General features: G+C 48.4%; 23 protein-coding genes and 2 tRNA genes. 8 read left to right on the top strand and 17 right to left on the bottom strand.

All coding sequences use genetic code 11. The annotated features are described in order from the left end of the window. Window positions 1-35: 35 nt before the first annotated feature. From TOLA_RS09425 to pxpB, 4 genes are read right to left on the bottom strand one after another with little or no spacing between them, the layout of a single operon-like run. Window positions 36-1,274, bottom strand: coding sequence for an NRAMP family divalent metal transporter (locus TOLA_RS09425; protein ID WP_015878935.1), 1,239 nt, complete (start codon window positions 1,272-1,274; stop codon window positions 36-38). 33 nt (window positions 1,275-1,307) lie between these two features. After that, complete coding sequence (locus TOLA_RS09430) at window positions 1,308-2,063, bottom strand: LamB/YcsF family protein (protein ID WP_015878936.1); 756 nt, start codon at window positions 2,061-2,063, stop codon at window positions 1,308-1,310. A gap of 1 nt (window position 2,064) precedes the next feature. Further along, on the bottom strand, window positions 2,065-3,012 hold the full coding sequence (locus tag TOLA_RS09435) for a 5-oxoprolinase subunit C family protein (protein ID WP_015878937.1): 948 nt from the start codon (window positions 3,010-3,012) through the stop codon (window positions 2,065-2,067). Continuing rightward, the gene (gene pxpB / locus TOLA_RS09440; RefSeq protein ID WP_041609506.1) at window positions 3,005-3,676 is read right to left on the bottom strand and encodes a 5-oxoprolinase subunit PxpB; all 672 of its coding nucleotides are present in this window, start codon (window positions 3,674-3,676) and stop codon (window positions 3,005-3,007) included. Before pxpB ends, TOLA_RS09435 begins: the two co-directional genes overlap by 8 nt. 168 nt (window positions 3,677-3,844) lie before the next feature. Between pxpB and TOLA_RS09445 the strand changes: the two genes are divergently transcribed. The 5 genes from TOLA_RS09445 to TOLA_RS09465 all read left to right on the top strand — a co-directional run bounded on the left by TOLA_RS09445 (window position 3,845) and on the right by TOLA_RS09465 (window position 8,507). Continuing rightward, the gene (locus tag TOLA_RS09445) at window positions 3,845-4,357 is read left to right on the top strand and encodes a winged helix DNA-binding protein (RefSeq protein WP_015878939.1); all 513 of its coding nucleotides are present in this window, start codon (window positions 3,845-3,847) and stop codon (window positions 4,355-4,357) included. Window positions 4,358-4,539: 182 nt separating this feature from the next. Beyond that, window positions 4,540-5,361, top strand: a complete 822-nt coding sequence (locus tag TOLA_RS09450) for an ABC transporter substrate-binding protein (protein WP_015878940.1) — start codon at window positions 4,540-4,542, stop codon at window positions 5,359-5,361. A 56-nt stretch (window positions 5,362-5,417) separates the two neighbouring features. Next, the gene (locus TOLA_RS16980; RefSeq protein WP_015878941.1) at window positions 5,418-6,980 is read left to right on the top strand and encodes an amino acid ABC transporter permease/ATP-binding protein; all 1,563 of its coding nucleotides are present in this window, start codon (window positions 5,418-5,420) and stop codon (window positions 6,978-6,980) included. Beyond that, complete coding sequence (locus TOLA_RS09460; RefSeq protein WP_015878942.1) at window positions 6,964-7,632, top strand: GntR family transcriptional regulator; 669 nt, start codon at window positions 6,964-6,966, stop codon at window positions 7,630-7,632. The genes TOLA_RS16980 and TOLA_RS09460 overlap by 17 nt, the downstream gene beginning before the upstream one ends. Before the next feature lie 2 nt (window positions 7,633-7,634). After that, complete coding sequence (locus TOLA_RS09465; RefSeq protein WP_015878943.1) at window positions 7,635-8,507, top strand: urea carboxylase-associated family protein; 873 nt, start codon at window positions 7,635-7,637, stop codon at window positions 8,505-8,507. 87 nt (window positions 8,508-8,594) lie between these two features. On the opposite strand, the gene TOLA_RS09470 is transcribed toward TOLA_RS09465, so the two are convergent. Both TOLA_RS09470 and TOLA_RS09475 read right to left on the bottom strand, forming a co-directional pair. Next, a complete protein-coding gene (locus TOLA_RS09470; RefSeq protein WP_015878944.1) occupies window positions 8,595-10,106 on the bottom strand; it encodes an Ig-like domain-containing protein in 1,512 nt (503 codons plus the stop codon). Window positions 10,107-10,270: 164 nt separating this feature from the next. Beyond that, complete coding sequence (locus tag TOLA_RS09475) at window positions 10,271-11,176, bottom strand: DMT family transporter (protein WP_015878945.1); 906 nt, start codon at window positions 11,174-11,176, stop codon at window positions 10,271-10,273. A 118-nt stretch (window positions 11,177-11,294) separates the two neighbouring features. Between TOLA_RS09475 and TOLA_RS09480 the strand changes: the two genes are divergently transcribed. Both TOLA_RS09480 and TOLA_RS09485 read left to right on the top strand, forming a co-directional pair. Next, window positions 11,295-12,155 carry a helix-turn-helix domain-containing protein gene (locus TOLA_RS09480; protein ID WP_015878946.1) on the top strand — a complete coding sequence of 287 codons (861 nt, stop codon included), beginning with the start codon at window positions 11,295-11,297 and terminating at the stop codon, window positions 12,153-12,155. A 236-nt stretch (window positions 12,156-12,391) separates the two neighbouring features. Further along, window positions 12,392-12,781, top strand: a complete 390-nt coding sequence (locus TOLA_RS09485) for a hypothetical protein (RefSeq protein ID WP_041609507.1) — start codon at window positions 12,392-12,394, stop codon at window positions 12,779-12,781. 132 nt (window positions 12,782-12,913) lie between these two features. Here the strand turns inward: TOLA_RS09485 and TOLA_RS09490 are convergent, their stop codons facing one another. The 11 genes from TOLA_RS09490 to TOLA_RS09545 form a co-directional block, all read right to left on the bottom strand. After that, a complete protein-coding gene (locus TOLA_RS09490; protein WP_015878948.1) occupies window positions 12,914-14,155 on the bottom strand; it encodes a type II toxin-antitoxin system HipA family toxin in 1,242 nt (413 codons plus the stop codon). After that, the gene (locus tag TOLA_RS09495; protein ID WP_041609508.1) at window positions 14,145-14,396 is read right to left on the bottom strand and encodes a helix-turn-helix domain-containing protein; all 252 of its coding nucleotides are present in this window, start codon (window positions 14,394-14,396) and stop codon (window positions 14,145-14,147) included. The genes TOLA_RS09490 and TOLA_RS09495 overlap by 11 nt, the downstream gene beginning before the upstream one ends. A 431-nt stretch (window positions 14,397-14,827) precedes the next feature. Next, window positions 14,828-15,592 carry a glucitol operon DNA-binding transcriptional repressor SrlR gene (srlR, locus tag TOLA_RS09500; RefSeq protein WP_015878950.1) on the bottom strand — a complete coding sequence of 255 codons (765 nt, stop codon included), beginning with the start codon at window positions 15,590-15,592 and terminating at the stop codon, window positions 14,828-14,830. Between the two features lie 79 nt (window positions 15,593-15,671). Continuing rightward, a complete protein-coding gene (locus TOLA_RS09505; RefSeq protein WP_015878951.1) occupies window positions 15,672-16,028 on the bottom strand; it encodes a transcriptional regulator GutM in 357 nt (118 codons plus the stop codon). Window positions 16,029-16,133: 105 nt separating this feature from the next. Then, window positions 16,134-16,910, bottom strand: a complete 777-nt coding sequence (gene srlD, locus TOLA_RS09510; RefSeq protein WP_012728474.1) for a sorbitol-6-phosphate dehydrogenase — start codon at window positions 16,908-16,910, stop codon at window positions 16,134-16,136. A gap of 82 nt (window positions 16,911-16,992) precedes the next feature. Continuing rightward, complete coding sequence (locus TOLA_RS09515; RefSeq protein ID WP_015878952.1) at window positions 16,993-17,358, bottom strand: PTS glucitol/sorbitol transporter subunit IIA; 366 nt, start codon at window positions 17,356-17,358, stop codon at window positions 16,993-16,995. Window positions 17,359-17,376: 18 nt separating this feature from the next. Next, window positions 17,377-18,360, bottom strand: coding sequence for a PTS glucitol/sorbitol transporter subunit IIB (srlE, locus tag TOLA_RS09520; protein ID WP_015878953.1), 984 nt, complete (start codon window positions 18,358-18,360; stop codon window positions 17,377-17,379). Between the two features lie 21 nt (window positions 18,361-18,381). Further along, window positions 18,382-18,936 (bottom strand): PTS glucitol/sorbitol transporter subunit IIC, encoded by a 555-nt coding sequence (gene srlA / locus TOLA_RS09525; protein WP_012728471.1) that lies wholly within the window; start codon window positions 18,934-18,936, stop codon window positions 18,382-18,384. A gap of 820 nt (window positions 18,937-19,756) precedes the next feature. Beyond that, window positions 19,757-19,841 (bottom strand) — tRNA-Leu (locus TOLA_RS09535). Between the two features lie 16 nt (window positions 19,842-19,857). After that, window positions 19,858-19,933 (bottom strand) — tRNA-His (locus tag TOLA_RS09540). A gap of 736 nt (window positions 19,934-20,669) precedes the next feature. After that, window positions 20,670-20,864, bottom strand: a complete 195-nt coding sequence (locus TOLA_RS09545) for a hypothetical protein (RefSeq protein ID WP_148210441.1) — start codon at window positions 20,862-20,864, stop codon at window positions 20,670-20,672. A 266-nt stretch (window positions 20,865-21,130) separates the two neighbouring features. Between TOLA_RS09545 and TOLA_RS16515 the strand changes: the two genes are divergently transcribed. Continuing rightward, complete coding sequence (locus tag TOLA_RS16515; RefSeq protein WP_425358057.1) at window positions 21,131-21,379, top strand: hypothetical protein; 249 nt, start codon at window positions 21,131-21,133, stop codon at window positions 21,377-21,379. The last annotated feature ends 158 nt before the right edge of the window (window positions 21,380-21,537 follow it).

Below are 21,537 nucleotides of genomic sequence, written 5' to 3' on the forward strand. Positions count from 1 at the left end.
AAAGCCATACAATTCCGGTATGGCTTTTTTCGTTTTTAAGCAAATAGTTTTGGAATAGAAATAAATAAGGTGTAAATACCCATACCAGACATGAGCAGCGCGACAAAGCCACCGAATACCGCCATCCAGACCGGGTGTTTGTAATCACCGACAATGGATTTTTTGTAAGCAGCGATCAGCATTGGAATCAATGCCAGCGGCAGAATCAGACCATTCACAGCCCCCACCAGCACCAGAATTTTGACTGGTTTGCCCACCAGTGCGAACACCAGCGTCGAGAAAATGATGAAACCGATGATGATCCATTTCTGATTGCGCTCAATGAAAGGACTGAATGAACGCATGAATGAGACTGACGTATACGCAGCACCAATGACTGAAGTCAGCGCAGCCCCCCACATCACAATCCCGAAAATTTTATAGCCAACATTACCAGCGGCCAGTTGGAATACCGAAGCTGGCGGGTTGGCGGCATCAATTGTCAACCCCTTATACACAACGCCAAGAACTGCCAGAAACAGTACCACACGCATAACCGAGGTGATCAGAATGCCGGAAACAGCACTACGGGTGACCTGACCCAATGCTTTCTGGCCGGAAATACCCGCATCCAGCAAACGGTGACCACCCGCGAAGGTGATGTAACCACCCACCGTACCACCCACCAGCGTAATAATCGCCATGGTATCAATCTGTTCCGGCATAAAGGTTTTCTGTACCGCTTCACCAACTGGCGCACCAGCGCTGAACGCGACATAACAGGTCAGAACAACCATTACTACGCCAGCAATCTGAGCAAAGCGGTCCATTGCCATGCCCGCTTCTTTACTCAGGAAAATCCCCACGGCAATAGCAGCACTGATGATGGCTCCCGTCACCGGATCTATCCCCAGCATGACATTGAGCCCCAAACCGGCTCCCGCCACGTTCCCAATGTTGAACGCCAGTCCACCCATCAGAATAAAGATCGCTACAACAGTTCCCAGTCCCGGCAGAACCAGATTTGCGACATCTTGCCCACGTTTTTCAGAAACAGCAATCACGCGCCAGATATTCAACTGCGCTCCTATATCCAACAAAATAGAAATCAGGATCGCAAAACCGAAACTGGCACCCAACTGTGCGGTAAACACCGTAGTTTGTGTCAGAAATCCCGGCCCGATGGCGGATGTTGCCATTAAGAAAGCAGCACCGAGTAAAATACTCCAGCTAATTTTAGGACGGGTAATAACCAGGCTATTATCCATGACAGCTTCATTGGTAGGTTCCATCATATGTCTCTCCCTGAACCGATAAAAATAAGAAAACTACATCGCTTTAATTTCCACGCCGGCCTGTAACAGCGCCGCTCTGACTTTGGTTGCAAAACTCAAGGCATGCGCCCCATCCCCATGAATACAGATGGTATCTGCATCCAGTGACACCCACTCCCCGGTGACTGCTTTGACGCGTTTTTCCGTCACCATGGTTAAAACCTGTTGTACCGCCTCTTCATCGGATTGCAGCAATGCATTTGGTTGTGAACGTGACGTCAGCGAGCCATCAGCCTGATAGGTGCGATCAGCAAACACTTCACTGGCCACTCGTAATCCGGCATTTTTACCGGCCTGAATCAGCTGACTTCCGGCTAAGCCATACAGCACCAGTGACGCATCGATATCCCGTACCGCACGGGCAATCGCATCCGCCAATGCCTTATCTTTGGCTGCCATGTTATAAAGCGCGCCGTGCGGTTTCACATGATGCAGGGAAACACCGGCTGCTTTGGCAAAACCAGCCAGCGCCCCCACCTGATACACCACCATGTCATAAGCTTCCTGCGCGGAAACCTGCATATTGCGACGACCAAAACCAACCAGATCCGGCAACCCCGGATGTGCTCCCAAGGCAACGCCTTGTGCTACTGCTGCTTCCAGTGTTTTGCGCATCACCGACGGATCTCCGGCATGAAACCCGCAGGCAATATTGGCCGAGCTGACCAGCGGCATAATCTGGGTATCAGTCCCCATCTGATAAATGCCAAAGCTCTCGCCCATATCACAGTTCAAATCTACCTGAGCCATCTCAATATCCTCCTGTTAAGGCCAGCGCAATGCGATCCAGATAGCGCTGCTGTTGAGCTTTCACGACAGCCGCTTCTTCACGTGTTACCCGCTTAAAATGTACAAAGGCACCGGGTCTGAGCTGTCCCAGTTTCCACAAATCCGGCTGGATCACCGTTGCAATCCGCGGGTATCCGCCGGTCGCCTGTGCCTCCGCCGCCAGAATGATAGGCTGGCCATTTGGTGGCACCTGAATGACACCGGGAAATACGCCGTGTGATAACAGATCGGTAGATTCCGTACGTCGCAATGTTTCCCCTTCCAGCCGGAACCCCATGCGGTTGCTGTCGGCAGTCACTTTCCAGCCATGATTGAAAAATGCATCCTGTGTTGCGGAGGAAAACTGTTCCATCTCCGGGCCTGCTAATACACGGATCACCTGATTTAATACCGGTAGCAACACGCCACGGTTTTTCAGCTGTTTCGGGTGCTTTTTACCGATTGGCAGTAAATCACCCGCAATCAGCTTTCGGCCCTCCCAGCCACCGAACGCCCCCTGTACATCCGTCGATTTCGAACCCATCAAGACTGGCACATCTATTCCGCCCTCAAACGCAAGGTAGGCACACAAGCCGTTACGGGGCATGCCAATCACCAGTTCATCACCAGCACGGGCGCGTTTCGTCCAGCCCAGTAACACTGGTTTACCATTGAGGGTGGCGAAACATTCACAACCAGCCAGCGCAAACCAGATCTCTTTCAAAAACCGGATGCGGGTATTGCCGAACAGCAATTCCAATCCGGCCGCTTCTTCCGGATTTCCCACCAGCCGATTGGCGATTCGCAGTGACAAACTATCCAAGGCGCCTGCCCGGCTGACGCCCTGATGACGGAATCCGCTTCTGCCCAGATCCTGCACAGTAACCAGCGGGCCTGCCTGCACGATCTCAATCAATTTTGAATCAGGCATGGCACACCTCCACCGCAACAAATTTCACCCGATCACCCGGCATCCAGAGCGATGGCTTGTCACGGGTCGGATCAAACAGCACCACATCGGTGTGCCCCAGGATCTGCCATCCTCCCGGCGAAGTTTTCGGATACACACCGGTTTGTGCTCCGCCAATGGCCACTGATCCGGCAGGCACCGCCTGTCGCGGTGATGCCCGGCGTGGTGTGGTTAACTGCTCCGGCATACCACCGAGATACGCAAACCCAGGCTGGAAACCGATAAAGAACACGGTGTACTCCGCTTCACTGTGCAGCCGTACCACTTCTTCTGGTGTCAGGCCGGTATGCGCCGCAATATCACCAAGATCCGGGCCATATTCCCCGTCATAACACACCGGAATTTCAATCACGCGACCTGCCTGTGCCGTCACATTGATGCTCTTCCATCCTGCCTGCAGTTCCTGCATCAGGGCTTCGCCATCCACCTGTGCTTCATCAAACTGCACGGTGAGATTATTCATTCCCGGCACAATTTCAGTGATGCCTGACCGCTGATGTAAAGCAGCGCCAAGCGCCCAGATCCGTTGCTGATGAGCCAGTGACACCGGCGCGGGTGCCTGTAATGTCACCGAATTTTCATTGACCCAATAAGTTTGAGCTGTGAACACTTTACTCAATTTCATTTCTCCGCGGCTACACAGCATCTTCCCCTGATACAGGCAAATTTAAGGCCATAGTTACAATTTATCGATAATTTATAGATATCATTGCAATGAAGTTTTAGCCAATCAACGACAAACTCCCTGCAAACCGGTCATGGTGATACACTGAAAAAAACGGAGGGAGCCGTTATGTCTGATCACCCCATCAAAATCGTCTCGTCTTCGCATCTGGTCTCAGAGCGCGCAGGCGAACTCTCTGAATTCGAATTTGGCCTCACCGTGCTGAATAATGCCTTCAACCGCTGGATGGTGCGTTGTATGTCTGCGGCTGGTGAAAAAGAGATGACTTCACTGGAAGTTCAGTTAATTCATCATGTTACGCACCGAAAAACCGCGAAAAAACTCGCTGATATCTGCTTTGTACTGAATATTGAAGATACACATATCGCCTCTTACGCACTGAAAAAACTGGTCAAAATGGGCTATCTGGCCAGCGAAAAAATCGGCAAGGAAGTCTATTTTTCTGCCACCGAAAGCGGCGCAGCCCTGTGTGAATGCTATCGGGAAGTGAGAGAACGTTGTCTGATCGAAATTCTGCTGGAAACCGGCATCAGCAACGAAGACATCGGCAATACAGCACAGCTGTTGCGTATGCTGGCCGGGGTTTATGATCAGGCCGCCCGGGCAGGCGCGTCACTTTAAACATGCCAAAATGGTGCAAGCGCACCAATTCCACGCAAATTTCTGCTGAAATTTAGCCTGATATTCCGGTGAGATGGAGGTTAATTCATCTCACATGCTTATTTTTACTGTCATTTCCAATCATGGCACATCTATTGATGATTGATTGTTGAACAATCTTAATCATCGAAGGGAGTCATGCTATGAAAGGAATGCATTTCGCGAAAAAGACAGCAACCATATTGGCTGCATTCGGTCTGGCCAGTTTTCTCAGCCAATCCGCATCGGCGTCGGAACCCCTGAAGATCGGTACCGACCTGACCTATCCGCCTTACAACTATCTGGAAGGAAAAGAAGCCGCGGGTTTTGATGCCGAATTCATGCGGCTGGTCGCTAAAGAACTCAACACGACACCCACATTCATGGATACCCGTTTCGCCAACCTGATCATGGGTGTGAATCTGAAGAAGTTTGATGTGATTGCTTCAACCCTCTATGTCACACCTGAACGTGCGAACCAGATTGAATATATCCCTTATATGAAAACCGGAGGCGTACTGCTGGCCCTGAAAGACGGCAGTTTCAAGCCACAAAAACCGGAAGATCTCTGCGGCAAAAAAGTCAGCTCCATTCAGGGTGCCGCCTGGATCAGCAAACTGAAAACCGTTTCTGAAACCTATTGTGCAAAACAAGGGCTGGATGCCATTGACGTGCGCGAATTCCCAACCTCTCCGGAAGCCAGTCAGGCCGTTTTATCTCATGCCGTCGATGCTCAGTTTGAAGATGCGGGGGTTGCGAAAGTTGCTGCAGATAAATCAGGCAAGCTGGTGCTGACCAGCGAGATTATCTACCCGGTAGTGGTCGGTCTGGCAGTGAAAAAAGGCAATACCGCGCTGGTTGAAACCCTGAAAACCGCGATTGGCAAAGTCGAAACAACCGATGATTTCAAGGCGCTGCTGGCGAAATACAGTGTGGCAACGCCGGATGATGCTGAAATCAAAGCTGCGCTGAACGGCACCCTCTGATTTTCCCAAAGTAAAAAGCCCCTCATCTGAGGGGCCTGAAAAGAAGGATTGTACGCATGGAATTTGACTGGCCCTATCTGCTCAGCCTGTTTCAGAATCAGGATTTCTGGGACGCATCGTTGCTCGTTGTGGAACTGAGTGTCGCGACCTGGTTGGGCGGTATTGTGTTCGGCATGGTACTGGCACTGGCGAAACAATCTCACTATCGCCCACTAAGCTGGCTGGCCGGCAGCTATATCTGGCTGTTCCGCAGCCTGCCTTTGCTGGTTTTGATTATCTTTATCTATAACGTGCCGCAGTTTGTCCCATCAAGTTCTGACTTACTGTCGTCCCCGTTTACTGCCGGTTTACTTGCCATGATCCTGAGTGAGTCAGCATATATTGCCGAAATTCACCGGGGCGGTTTGCTCTCTGTGCACAGAGGACAGACCGAGGCCGGACGCGCCTTAGGCATGCGTTTTATCGGTATTCAGCGTCTGATCATTATTCCGCAGGCCTTTAAAATCGCGCTGCCTTCACTGGCGAATGAATTCGTGACCATCGTAAAACTGACTTCGCTGGTGTCAGTGATTTCGCTGGCGGAGATCCTGATGGTTGGGCAACGTCTCTATACCCAGAATTTTAAGGTGATGGAAACTCTGCTCGCCGTTGCTTGTTATTACGTGCTGATCGTCACTGTGTTTGATCGCTTGATTGTCTGGCTGGAACATCACTTTGATGTCAACAAACGTATCGCCTTACCAACGACTGAAACTGAAATCCTGTTGGCGCGTTCGATTTCTGTTACGCCACCAGCCAAAGCACAACGCAGCGCACCATCGGCACAGAGCAAACCGATCCTGTCTGTCATCGAAGTGCGCAAATCGTACGGCAGTAAAGAAGTACTGAAAGGCATTAACCTGCAGGTGCGTCCGGGTGAGGTAATTTCTGTGATTGGCCCATCCGGTTCAGGAAAAACCACGCTGATTCGTACCATAAACGGCATGGAAATGCTGACGGAAGGTCAGATCCGGATGCATGACAAACCCTTCCTGCATCCGACGAAAAATGGCCGGCCGGATGAGCATTATTACGAACATATTGATCGCATTGGCATGGTGTTTCAGGGCTTTTATCTCTTCCCGCATAAAACCGCACTGGAAAACGTCATGCTGGCACCGGCCTATCATCATCGTGGTTCTGAAGAAGACATCCGCCAGTTCGCTTTAGCGTTGCTTGATAAAGTGGGTCTGCTCGCGCATGCCCATCAATATCCACATCAGCTCTCTGGTGGTCAGCAGCAACGTGTTGCCATTGCCCGTGCACTAGCAATGAAACCCGCCATCATGCTGTTTGACGAACCCACTTCCGCGCTCGATCCAGAACTGGTCGGTGAAGTGCTGAAGGTTATTGAAGATCTGGCGAATGAAGGTATGACCATGATAATCGTCACGCACGAAATGCAGTTTGCCTTCAAGGTTTCTGATCGGGTGATCTTTATGGAACAAGGCCAGATTACAGCCGCTGGTACACCAGCACAGTTACGCGAATCTGAAAACGAACGCTTGTGCCGCTTTCTGGCAAGCCAGCAGCATGCCCTGAATCAACTGGAGTTGACACAAGATGTCTCAGCAGCCTGAAACCCAATATAACCATTTACCTGCGTTTGAGCGGGTCGCCAGCCTGTTGCGTGATGAACTGATTGCCGGTCAATTACACGCAGGGCAAACTCTGGTGGAAATGGATCTGGCCGAGCGGTTAGAGGCATCCCGCAATACAGTGCGCGAAGCTTTACGGCAACTACTCTGCGAAGGGCTTGTCACCTATCAACGCAACAAAGGTGTGACGGTCCGAATGATGGAACGCAGTGACATCAAGGATATCTATGTCATTCGCCGTACGCTGGAATTACAGGCCATCAGTGGTGGACGCTATATCAAACAGGAAGCCCTCGCCCGCATGTTATCTGCCATTGAAACGGTCGAATCTGCCTCCCGTGATGACGACTGGGCAACCGCTGCCACCTACAGTCTGCGTTTTCATCAGACAATCGTTTCAATTCTTGGCAGTCGCCGGTTCGACAGTTTCTTTGCCAGCATCATGGCGCAACTACGTCTGCTGTTTGCCTCCGCCCCCGACGAAAAGTTTTTCCAGCAGCCGTGGGTAGAGCGCGACCGTGCCATTTATCAGTTTCTGCAAGCCAGCCAGCGGGATGACGCCGTGCAGTTGCTTTCTCAATACCTGGACAATTCAGAACAGGCCTTACTCAAACTGTTCGCTACCAAGGAGTAATCATGACCAAATTCTATCCGGCCGCTTATCAGGCCAACAAAGGTTCTGCATTAGATGTGAACCGCGACTTCTATCAGAAAATTGCTGACGCCACCGACAAGCGCGAGCTGGTACAGTCGATTCACGTGCCAATCCGTACTGGTCAGGCATGGACGGTTCCAGCCGGTCACGTCTTCCGTATTGTTGCCAAAGAAGGTGCACAGGTGGGTGATCTGAATATGTGGAACCTGCACAACCCGCGCGAGCGCATGTGGGCATCCCGTACCCGTCAGTTACAGGGCGCACATGTTTCTACTTATGATCGTCTGTGGTCAAACCTGCCGTTCTTGCGCCCGATTGCGACTATTACCGCAGACAGTCTGGCCGATTATGGTGTCGATGAGCATGGTGGCCGGGTGCATGACCTGCTGGGTACCCGTTGCGATCCATACGTCAACAAACTGCTGACCGGTGAAGATTTTGACTTCCACTGTCACTCAAATCTGACCCGCGCCATCATGCCGTATGGCCTGACAGAGTTTGATGTACACGATGTGCTGAACGTCTTCCAGTGCACGGGGCTCAACAGCGACGATATGTACTTCATGAAGGCTTGCCCGGCGAAGAAAGGCGATTATCTGGAATTCTTTGCTGAAATCGACCTGCTGTGTGCCATCTCGACCTGCCCCGGTGGTGATCTGTCTGTTCATCTCTGGGGGCCGGAAGCAGAAGACCCACTGAAAGTCTGCCGTCCGCTGGGCATTGAGATCTACAAAGTGAACGAGAGTCTGCTGGAAGGTTGGGAGCAACCGAAATCACCCGATTACAAGGGCAATCACGGTATGCCATTCCCGAGATGGGAAGATCATCCGGATGCGAAAAAAGCCTGTCGCTAACATATGGCAAATGCAGACCAGCTCTTTCCTGTTCTGCATTTATAAAAGTGTCTTTAAACCGGCCCTGAGGCCGGTTTGTGGTTTACTTTACAGGTACGGGTACGGGCACGTCTCGATATAGCCAGCATCACCATCAAGCGATGATTCAGGTGTGAGACTCTCGAGCTGAGCTCCCTGGAAAACACATTCCGCTGAAGTATCAACCAGTTTTGGCCCGGCCATGCCTGGTGAAGAGGTATACCCCCACGAATTAACCGATATTATCGGGCCATCGCCGGTCTTCAGATCCATCTTCTGCACCCAGGGCCCTCCTGATGCACCGCCGGATAGTCCGCAGCTGGGCAACCACCAGTTGACACTGCCGGTAGTGGTCATGTCTTCAGCGCAATACATAAAATTTGGATCTGCATTGTAGGAATATCCCAGCGCATGAGTGAAATCCGGGCTGGTTGCGCCTGCAGAGCCATCATTAACGCTGATGGTCGTAAAGTTCACGACCATTGATCCTGCTGCTAAATCGAGTGCATCCGGAGAAGCAGGTGCCCCTTGATGGGCAGCGCTGTCAGGGACAACGTAATAGGCATAGTCCCACGCGATGTTGTCGGGGAAAGTGCGGGTCGTCCAGTTAATATCAACCACGCCAACAGATGGCATCCAGCAGCCAAGAAGATCATTACTGCAGTTCAGATCGGTCTTAGTACCGCTTCCGGCCTGATTCGGAATAAACATGACATTCCTTGCAAACGCTTTGTTGGCATCGTCGTAGACACAATGCGCGGCAGTAATAATAATGGAGCGTCCGGAAATACCCTCTGTGGCAACGGTGCCGGAGCAGACATAACCAACCCAGCTTGTGCGCCGCTTGTTGCCCGGCATTTCAAAATAAATGCGGCCCGCAGCATTCTGTACCACACCGCCGTCTGACCATACTGCATTGGTGACAGTATCCACTGTGCCAACACCACTGCCAGTATCAACTATAAAACTGACAACACTGGATGAGCCGGTATTTCCCCCTTTTCTCGCACCATCCTTGGCTGTGACCTGCCAATTCCAGTCACCAGAACTGAATCCTGTGAGGGTAATAGCCCATTCATCGCCGCTGGTATGAGTCGCGCTGAACGACTGAGCAGTCCCGTTATCCGGCCAAACCTTAAAGGAAACCGATGAAACACCGCTTGGATCGGTAATCAGTGCAGAAAATTTCTGGGTATTCCCAATGGTGACCCCACTCCCGGGAATCATACCGGTGATACTCGGCGGAGTGCTGTCAGTTGTTCCACCAGGTTTGCCGAAGGGTGTGGGAGCATTCTGATGAGCACCTGCTTGTGCCGCAACACTATGACCATAAGGTTCAAGCCTGCCATCAGGAAACTTCATATAGCCAAGTCCCCGTGAGTCGATCGCAAGGTCGCGGGGAATAGCTGCCGCTATACGTTCCGGAGTCCAGTGCTCAACAACGCGTGCCTTATCCGGGTCCATGGTTTTAACAGGCTGAGCCATCGAACTGGAAGAAAACAATACGGTCAATATACCGACCAGTACCACAATCCAGTAGCCAAAGTTGGCTGGAGCCCGATGCGTTTCTATGGTTTTCATCGCATATACTCCTACGGAATTCGCCGTGATAGAGGCGACTACTTAATCATCAAGGGAAAATACAGATAGAGTGGTGTTTTGAGCTCAAAACATAAAGTTGAGCTCACTTTATTAAGGATAGTTGAGTTAGTTGAAATTATCCGATAACGGGATCGAACGATTATTCATGCTTTTAATGCGATCCCTTTTCTGTTCCTGATTTGTTCAGGTTTGAAAAACATTGCTGCATTCCCCAGAAGGATTAAACATAAACCAGCGATAGCGTTCCAATGCCAGATATAACCTTCAAAGAAGGTTGAAACGGTTAATGCCACCAGCGGGAACAACAATGTTGCATAGGCTGCATGGCTGGCACCAATCCTGCCAACAAGAATGAAATAAGCGCCGAATCCAATCACAGAACCAAATACACTCAGATACAAAAGAGAACTCAAGTATTGGAATGATAATTCAGGCGAGAAATCGTACCCCAGCGACAGAGCTAGCAACCCCATTACTAAAGTGCCATATAACATTCCCCAGGCATTCGTAGACATGACATCCCTGCCTTCCTTTTGATGTTTCGCGCTGATCATATTTCCTATAGAAAAACAGTACGTACCTAATACACTCAAACCAATACCGTAAAATACGGACGAATTCTGTTCGATCAGTTTCAAATCTTGCCAAAAGAGTAAAAGAACCCCGATGAGACCTAACGGCGCAGCAACCATAATGTTTTTTGTGATCGGTTGTCGGAAATAAAGCCATCCATTCACAGCATTAAAAATCATGGCCATAGAAAAGATCACAGATTCCAATCCACTCGAGATCCAGGTAACAGCATGATAAAAACAAAAGAAATTTAAACCGAATACTGTGATCCCCTGAAGAAAACAAAGCAAATGTCCTTTATGACCAATAGCCTTCAATCGTTTGGAAAAAAATAAACCTGCCATGAGCAAAAAGGATGCGCAAGCAAATCGCCAAAAAATAGAAACTTCCGCTGCAACCATCCCATGTTGCATCTTGATCGCGATCCAGGTAGTTCCCCAAATTAAAACAACAGCGATATACAACAAGCTATTCATCCGGATATTCCTTGATTAAACTCACTGGCATGCAGTATGTAAGATCCATTGATTTGATACTGTCAGTTTCCTGCGGTTGATATCAGGATATTGCAGTTATTTCATTAAGACAGCGGTTATGTACGAAGCAATTGAAGTTTTACAGCACCATAAAGCCAAACTTGAAAAATCAGTCACACTGAATAATGGTGTTCAACTTGCACTTTGGCGAAATAGTCATGCCCGCGTCAATTTTGAGAACACCCAACATCATACTTTCAGTATGTATGTGGAAGATGGTTACGAGTCTTACCACAAACGTTCTGATGGCTGGTTCAACGGTGGTGAGCCGGGTCGATTCTGTCTGCTACCCAAAGAAAGTATCAGTAGCTGGGATATCCGGGGTAATCTCCGATTTATTCATTTTTATTGTTCCGATGAACATCTGATTCAACTAGCAGAACAGACATGGGATAAATCCCTCACCTCGCTTCGCCTTGATGAAAAAGTGTTTATTGGTGACAACCAGTTACAGCTGATTTACAAAAACTTCCTGCTGGAACCGGAATGGAACGACCCGGCAAGCAAAATGATGCAAAGCTCTGCCTCGACCATGGTAATGCTTCATTTACTCCAGAAATACTCGCATTTAAATTGGAAACTCCCCAAATTTAAAGGCGGGCTAGCACCACATGTCCTAAACAGGATAAAAGAACTGATCAGAGCAAGCCTCGCGGATGAGCTTTCTTTATCGATTCTGGCTCATGAAGCCAAACTTAGCGAATATCACTTTGCCCGCATGTTTAAAGACTGCGTCGGCTTGTCGCCGCATCAATATGTAATGATCTGTCGGCTTGAACATGCTGCAAAATTGCTAAAAGACACACCGCTCTCTGTAATTGAGATAGCGGTTAGTTGCGGATTTAACTCAGCCAGTCATTTTGCACAGCAGTTCAAAACCAAATATGGCGTTACACCAACCCGTTACCGACTTGGCTGATAAAATCAAGCCGTGCAATGATAGCAGTTCCAACCAAACGATTGCCTTCCATCAACCGTTTAGCGAAAATCAATTTGCAGACGAATCATTTTGTTGATCTCTATGCTGTCGATGGGTTTGCTAATGCAGCACTCGCGAGTAGTTACTTCAATTGAATTTCCACGGAACCCAATCGCAGTTGTTGCTGGCGAGGGGAGCTTGTGGGTACAACATTTCGTGTCATAGAGGAGCGACAAATGAAAAGAATTTTGGCCTTGGCGATCTTGTTATCAGGAGGTTTACTTGGTGGTGTTGGTTCAACTTTTGCAGCAACCGATGAGCAATGCGTTAGTGACTGCCTCAGCGCCATGCGACAATGCCAGGGCGATAAACCTGAAATTGATGAGAACTGCGCAAGCGAGAGCAGAGCATGTGCTGCAGGCTGTACAAACAGCGACGAAGGAAAGACCTACAGTTTCTACTGCCGAATGGAGGCCCTGACTGAGAATGGTCCTGTCATCAATGATGGCACGTGCGTAGGAAATTCGGGCGAGACATATGATGCGCAACTTTCTGGTTGTCAACGCGAGTTCGCTCCCTCAGGTATTAGCGCAATAAGCTACTCTGTGGATTGCACCCCTAACTAGAAAGATGGTTAGCTATTTGTCGCCTCTCATAACCAGAGAGGCATCAATGGAAAAAACACCTCTGTTTTGCAGAACAGATCGCAGAGGACTGACTGAGTAAGCAGAGAGTATCCCCTGCTTATTTGCGCAAAATCATTTCAGATGTTTATCTGATTTACGTTTTTTGTCCCGCTTCACATCCACGGTCACAAACACAGGTTTCCGGGCACAAGCTCTGGATAATGAAGCAGATATGGCGTCTTTCAGAAAGGACAGATCATCCCATAAATCAGGCATATTCAGATGATCGGAGATCGTATCCGCCATCTGTTCCAGAATAGCAGCTGGCCTGATAATTTTTAAATCCCGCCCGAACCGGATCAACCCGTCATAATCAGGGAATGCATGACTCTTATTCAGCTTCAAGGCCAACTCTTTATCATGTGTCGGGTAGCAAGTGGTGTTGACCACATCATACATCGGGGATAATTTCAGCTCCGGTGTATGAGCAGTAACAGAATAAAGCAGTGCAAAATTTTTCAGATGCGCATCGCCGTTTCCGACCAGACAGCTAAAGGCCACATAACGAAAATATCGTTCTACTTCTGATTGATCCTGCGTGAACAAGCTGACAATTTTTGCCCCCATTTCATAGGAACCAATGTATTTCTGTTCACTTTGTTTACCCGCTAATACACAGAAATCCTCCATGCCGAGGCGCTCGCTCCCTGCCAAATCAAAGCGTTCCATAATAAACAATTCTTTGTTATCAGACAGGTAAAACTCCGGCACAGCAATGCCACAAGCTTTTGCCATGCTCATGCACAGATATTCATTTTCCGGTAAGTGCGGATATTCGACATCGCCTGTTTTGGCGATCAGGTTCGGGAATAACACAGAACCTTTGATATCAGCATTCAACATGACTTTAGGCTGGACACCTGACACTGAGGTATTTAGCAGATATTTATCAAGCAGGTATTCAAAAGCACTGCCTTTTTCATTCCACTTGAGTAAATCTTCCAGCTTTTCCGGTGTTGGTTTAGGCAGAACTAACCCGCTTTGATAGCTTAACGCACCAATCCCGGCATCTTGCTGTAAAGCGAGAAACAACATGTCGGATACTTTTCCGACATAGCGAAGCAATCGTTCAGCAATGCGGTGACGAACATAGCCTTCCGGAATGTTCATTTCAAAGATGGGAAACAACCGCCCATTGTTATAAAACCGCTGATTCTGCGGTTGCATCGTAACCGATACAGGCAAACTATCCGCACTATCATAGGCATAATGATAACTGCCCTTTTCGAAGAGCAAATGACCTGATTTTTTGTCTGCGATACAAATATCCAGCTCAGAGAGCCTCTGTGGGAGAGTCCTCAGGTCAGTCATCATTAAATATGTCTTCCAATTGTCCGAACTGAGGAATATGCGTTTTATTGACGCTCAGTTCTAAACCTAACACCGACAGATAAGCCACTAAAGACTTCAGGCTACCGGTAAAGCGTCCCCGTTCGATCATTGAAATGACAGGACGAGCCAGATTCGCACGGATTGCAGCATCTGCTTGTGTCCAGCCTTTCGCTTTGCGCTGCTCTGCGCATTGTTTTCCTATTTCAGGCATACCTTGCAGCATAAGACCACCAATGTATTTATATAAATACACTTTAGCCTAAAAATGCATATTTGTATTTATATAAATACAATACAACAGATTACATACTTAGCCCATATTATGTGATATTCGCATTATTGTATAAGTTGCGAATACTTCTCTTTTTCCTATTTTTCAATAAGTTAAGCAACAGAGATGCGGCTTTCTAGCCGGCCGCTTCAACCGTTGGGTTACTGACCGACAGCTCTAAATTTGGGCGTATTTTCCCGAATGCCCTCAGCCCGATGGAGCTCATTCATCAAGTGATCACCGATCACGAACTGCCAGCAATCCATAAAGACGATTTGTCTACAAAAGTAAAATTAACGCTGATCTAACTACTGTTTAAAACCGCCGATTGCTTTTCAACAGCAAGAAGCGGTTTGATGATCGAGGGATAGATCGACAGATCACTAAACCAGCAAGACCTGAATACCGCGCTGCTCCAGTGCGGTTTTATCAGCTTCACTGATACCATGATCGGTGATCACGATGTCGATCTTGTCAATCGGCACCACCACGTTCGGCGTTTTACGGCCAAACTTGCTGGAATCTGTCACCACAATGATCTGCTTCGCTGCCTGACACATGGCCTGACTCACCTGATACGCTTCAATGAAGGTGGTCGTGCCCTGCTCAATATCAAAACCATCAGCACCGATAAACAGCTTATCAAAGGAAAAAGCGCGGAACGCCTGTTCGGCCAACCCGCCGTGAAACGAGGCGGAACGTTTACGGTAGGTGCCGCCCGGCATCAGCAAATTCATGTTGCTGTCACGCGCCACCACTTCATTTATGATATGCAGGCTGTTGGTCATCACCGTTAAGGCTACCCGCTCAACCAGCCAGGGCACCATCTGCAGCGTGGTACTACCGTTATCCAGAATGATCGATTCGCCATCGTGCACCAGCGAAGCCGCTTTCGCGCCGATGCGCTGCTTGATGTTCTGATTGAGTGCTGTTTTCTCGTCGATCGTGCGGTCTTCAGTGATCGGCTGGGTAACCGCTTCAGCCCCGCCATAACGGCGTGTCACCTGATGTGACTGTTCCAGTTGACGCAGATCGCTACGTATGGTGGCACCGGTAATATTAAAGTGGGTAGCCAGATCATTGACCGACGTTCTGCCCTGTTCACGCAGATAACGTACTAACATTTCCCGACGAATTTCAACGCTCATATCAGACTCTCTATGCCAATCTATTACTAATAAGATACATGGAGATTTTCAAAATGAAAGAATTAAAACAACCACATTATCACTTTGTTGATAAGGCGCAAGATACAGCTTCACGCACGGATGGTTCCAGTTCGGCGACCATGCGATCGGATAATGGAATACGTGCATGGATCAACGCAGACAATGGCGTAGGACGAGCAAAAATAGTCAATCCTTTCATGATACTGGCATCAACGATCACATTATTAGCATCATGCGCTAGAACGACTAACGTTTTGGGTTTCCAGCGGGAGGACGTTTTGCCGATTTTCACCACACCTTTCAGACTCATCGCCTGCAGCATGCGGTTGAAGGCACGCATTTGCAAAAAACCGGTTGCGATCTGTAAACTCCAGGCGATAACCGCACAAACAATCAGTATGTATGTCGCATCCATCTTTCACCTCGTATATGGAAAAAAGGCAGTGTAAAAACACTGCCAACATAACAGGCATCCTCAGGAGCTAAACCGGGACCCTATTTACCCTGAACGCAATAAAACTTAGAACATCACCTGGCCGCCAGTGATATTGATCATTTGGCCGGTGCAGTAGCTGGCTTCTTCGCTGGCGTAGAATTTCAGTACGTTCAGCACATCCTGATAATCGCAACCGCGTTTCAACGGTACTTTATCGATATAGGTTTGTTCAACCTGATCTTCCGGGATACCCAGTTTCTTCGCATATTGCGGCAGCAGAGACTGGAACATCGGGCTCTTCAGCAGGTTACCCAACATCAGGGAATGCACGGTGATGTTGTAGTCCGCCAGATCCAGCGCCAGGGATTGCGTTAAGCCAACACCACCGAATTTTGCGGCAGAATAACCGGAGTTATGTTTTGAGCCGACTTTGCCGGATTTGGAGTTGATCTGGATGATACGGCCAAAGTTCTGACGCATCATGATTTTCGACACGGCACGGGCACACAGGAAGTAACCGGTCAGGTTCACTTCGATAGAACGTTTCCAGGCATCCAGTGGGAAACTGTCAATTCTGGCCGCCTGAGCGACACCGGCGTTATACACCATGACATCGATACGACCGAAACGATCTTCGATCGCGCCGACCATACGCGCTACATCGGCTTCATCTGTGGAATTTGCCTGCACAGCCATGACATTGTCTGCCCCGAACTGTTCAGCAATCGCGGTCGCTGTCTCTTGTGCACTCTGTCCGTCCAGATCCGCTACAGCCACTTTGTAACCGGCTGCCGCCAGGCCGTTGCACAAAAAAGCACCAAGGTTACGACCGCCACCAACTACCAATGCCACTTTTGACATGTTAATCTCCTCAATTGCTAGTCTCGCTCCCCCCTGCAACGAGCGCCAACTCATGTGTTGCAGAGGGGGCAGTGAGTTTTAATTATTCAGTTTGAAAAATAAGTTCGGTTCCCAGCACCAGTGCCTCAGGGCATTGCCCTGCAACATGGACGGTGCCCGGGTATTCGGCTTCTGCGCCACCGTCAAAACGGATCGTGATATGGCCGAGTTCTGCGAGATTCTGATTGACCACATCGCCGACCGCGGTGATCGGATAGCGTGACGCGCCGAGCACAAACTGACCACCTGTCTTGATCTCACCTGTTAAATCCGCCGCCGGATGGATGAAGCAATAATCAGCAACATCAGCAGGGGCATTATCGTTAAACAGGATCATCATATTGTCATTCAGGGCATCTGCCGCATACTCACCGATATGAGTCACTTGGGTACGGTACAACATCGTCATTTCAAACCTCGACAAGTCTTACTGGTAAATAAAGAAGGATACAAACCAGGCCAGCAGTACGGTTGGAGCACCGGTTAAGAACCGTGAGTACAGCACTGACGGTACGCCGATCTGGACAGTTTTAGGTTTCGCTTCGGCCAGACTCAAACCCACAGGGATGAAGTCACAGGCAGCCTGGGCATTAATCGCAAACAGTGCCGGTAAAGCCAGTTGTGGCGGGATGTTACCCATACCAATCTGGGTACCGACCAGAACCCCGATAACTTGCGCAATAACGGCGCCCGGGCCAAGGAACGGTGACAGGAATGGGAAGGAACAAATCAACGCCAGCGTGATCAGACCAATCGGACTTTTTGCCAATGGGATCAAGGCATGTGCAATCACATCACCGATACCAGACGCAATAATCACCCCAATCAGCATCGAAACGAAAGCCATAAATGGCAGGATTGATTTCAACACCGTATCAATGGTTTCACGACCCGCCTGGAAGAAGGTCGCCATGACCGAACCCATGCCGATGCCGATCTTGGCCAGCAAGCCATCACTCTGCTCACTCAGTTTCTTCGAACTGTCATACTGACGGTGCTCTTCCTGTGCCGGCGCTGCAGCAGGACGGGATGGCGCCACACCAGCCTGATCCTGCAGTTGAATGTTGTCAGGACGAACACCGGAAACATAAATGTCTTCCATAATATAGTCAGCCATCGGGCCGCTTTTACCGGTGGAATGAATATTCACCGTTGGGATCCGTTTTTTCGGGTACAGACCGCAGCGCAGTGTGCCGCCACAATCGATGATGGCGACCGCAGTTTCGGTATCCGGTACGGAGGATTTAAAGCCATCCACCGCTTCCATGCCGGTCAGTTCAACCATGCGGTCCACGATGTCAGGACGCGTACCGGCGGTGATGTAAATGATCTTCTTGTTTTTATCGACCGGGATAGTCAGCGGGCCGCCCCAGCCACCATTGCCTTTGGTGATAACTAATGAATTTGCCATGATGTCTGCTCCTGAGCCTGATTAGTTAGCGTGCATGTGTACTTCGGTACTGAGACGGATGTTCTGCTGTCTTTCCACAAAGGCGGTCGTAAGGTCAGTCACCCAGCCACGGAAGAAGTTAGAGATCATACCGACAAACAGGTAGCTGATAGCCAGTGGTGCCAGTGGCAGACCCAGCGTTGTCAGACCATTGGCAATACCTAAGTAAACAAACAACTCACCCGGGTTGATGTGCGGGAACAGACCATTCATCGAATGGCAGCTGTAAGACGCCGCCGCATAATAAGACGGTTTGTAACGTTCCGGCATGAAGCGACCCAGACTCAGTGTCATCGGGTTCATAAATACGAAGGTACCGACCACCGGTAAGATCAGGTAACGGGAAACCGGGTTACCGGCGCATTTCTGGGCCAGACGTTCCACACGTTCCTGTCCGATAAAGCGGATCAGCGCGTTCATTGCCACCATCAGCGAGATCAACAGCGGGAGAATGCCTGTCACCATGCTGACAAACACCTCGCCTCCTTTCTGGAATAGTCCGATAAACCATTCCGCTGCATGAATTACTAAATCCATGACGTATTCCTCAATTTGATTCCATCAGTGAAGGGACACACCAAACAGCGTAAGGATCATGATGTGTAGTTCAGTACAGGCCGTGATGATGAACGGGGTGTATCACGTAACCTGTATATTTATATTTTCACAATGAACGACATATTGCATATTTTGATTGCCATTTTGTGATGATGGCGTAATTTTTATTTCATTTCAAAATTCATATCGATATTTTAATTTTCGGTTTGAACGAGAACAAGCGAATATAGTTACGAGCAACCTTATGAATTACAACATATTGGCAACATAATTCAGCATCAATGGGCTTGCACGACTCCCAAATCGTCAGTTTTAATCTTTTTATTGGTTTCATAGCCCCCGGCACCAGAATTAAGCTCCAAATAAATACGCCACAAATGAAAATCAAATTTTCATTTGTGGCGTAAAATATTTTCACTTTTAATGCGAAAATTAACAATATAAAAATTCAATGAGACAAACATCAAACCTGAACGCTGAACATTGACGGGCAGATGCAGTGGAAAAAACCAGAAATAAGTTCTGTCATCAGAGACTGGCTGGTTTTCAATCGGGAACGAATTCTGGCCTGGTAATAGGCTAATCGATGCAATGGCATTTTCGACTCAGCTATTCCACGGCAAGGCATAATTAATTCGGATATGGTGGGTATATTGCTTCTGACTGAAAAGTTTTTATTAAATGCGTTGAAAAACACAGCAAACATAACTGTTTGATTGTGAACGCTAAAAATAGATACGTGAATTCCAGGCACAAAAAAACCAGCTTTCGCTGGTTTATGTTGTTCGCTTGAAGAACATGGTGCGGAAGGAGAGACTCGAACTCTCACACCTTGCGGCGCCAGAACCTAAATCTGGTGCGTCTACCAATTTCGCCACTTCCGCAGTGCTGATCTTTAATTGGGGTGGCTAATGGGACTCGAACCCACGACAACCGGAATCACAATCCGGGGCTCTACCAACTGAGCTATAGCCACCATCGAACCGTGTTGTCATGCCACTTGTGAAGCTGAGCAACAGTGTCTTGCTGGTACGCCCTACAGGATTCGAACCTGTGACCCACGGCTTAGAAGGCCGTACCTGTTAACAGACTCTCACATACCGATAAACACATTAAATTACCTTAATATATAACTATTACAAATCAATTACTTAAATCAACAACGTACAATAACGTCATTCGATATGATTTTACATAGCCAAAATATGACTACTTTATATACCTAATTTTGCATTATTTTTTGATCTTATTTGGATCAGTTTTTTAGTCCCACCGGTCATTTTCATCCTATTTCCCTCTTCCTCCACACCTGATTTTCACTTTTATACGACCTTAATATAACTAACCGGTTACTAAAAAATTTAGATGTCGCGTGATCCGGTTATGCTGTTTTTCTAACATAAGTTGTTATTCGTTGAGTCATTAATTGAAGCAATAGCTTCAAATGCAAAAGCGGATATTTAGACGGGCAATAAAGTCTGTATAAGTCAAGAGGGTAATTTGATGCTATGTGGAAAGCGCTCTACGATAATGCTTTTGAACAAATATGGAATGAACATGGCGATAGCATCAAGGCTTAACAGACCGATGAGATTGTTATTGCACAAGAAATTATTCAAATCCACGATGACATTTTCGTCAGATTAGCTGGTGTAAAAGGATTGGTCGATCCTAGTAGAGTTGAAGCGATAATATCGAGAGTTTTAATCCTACTACAGCCCCAACCGCTGACCAATCAATGCAATCGCTTTTTCAACTCGATTATTCCAGGGTAAGGCGTAATTGATCCGAACATGATGGGTGTATTGCTTCTGACTGGAGAACAAAATGCCCGGTGCTATCGCCACTTGTTCGGCTAACAGTTGTTGATATAACGCGAAACTGTCGACATCTTGGACAAATTCCAACCAGAGAAAATACCCACCTTCTGGCTGTGTGACCTTTACGCTAGCGGGTAAATAATATTGAATCGCCGCTTGCAACATCTGGTGCTGGCGTTGCTCTAAGGTTCTTCTTAACCGCCGCAGATGAGCGTCAAACCCACCGGAACGCAGAGATCGTATTTGCGGAAAGCCGCCCTTATCAATTTACTGACCGGGGTGATCGCATCGGTTGGGTTAACGGTATCGATGGCAAACACCATTTAACGCTGTTTATTCCAAGAGGTCGCCTGATCGACACACCAGAAAAACCGTTGAAAACCGGCATCGCTGAGCTTGCTAAAATTCACACCGGTGATTATCGAATTACCCCGAATCAGAACATGGTCATTGCCGAGGTTGATGAAGAGAATATCGTGTTAATAGAAGCACTGGCACGGCAATACAAGTTGATTGAGACAGTGTCACCGAGCAGCGTAAATACTTCAATGGCGTGTGTCTCGTTCCCGACTTGTCCACTTGCCATGGCGGAAGCAGAATGATCTGACCCAGCATTACTGGACACCTCATTAAACGAGTAAAATAACTCGCAGAAGTGGATCTACATTCCGAAGAGTAATGGCAAACATGACTTTGGATGGACTGGAAGCGGCAATAGATGCAAGCGTGGCCCCGACGGGGCACATGCAGAAAGTACAAG

The organism is Tolumonas auensis DSM 9187 (assembly GCF_000023065.1).
GTDB classification, from domain to species: Bacteria; Pseudomonadota; Gammaproteobacteria; order Enterobacterales; family Aeromonadaceae; genus Tolumonas; species Tolumonas auensis.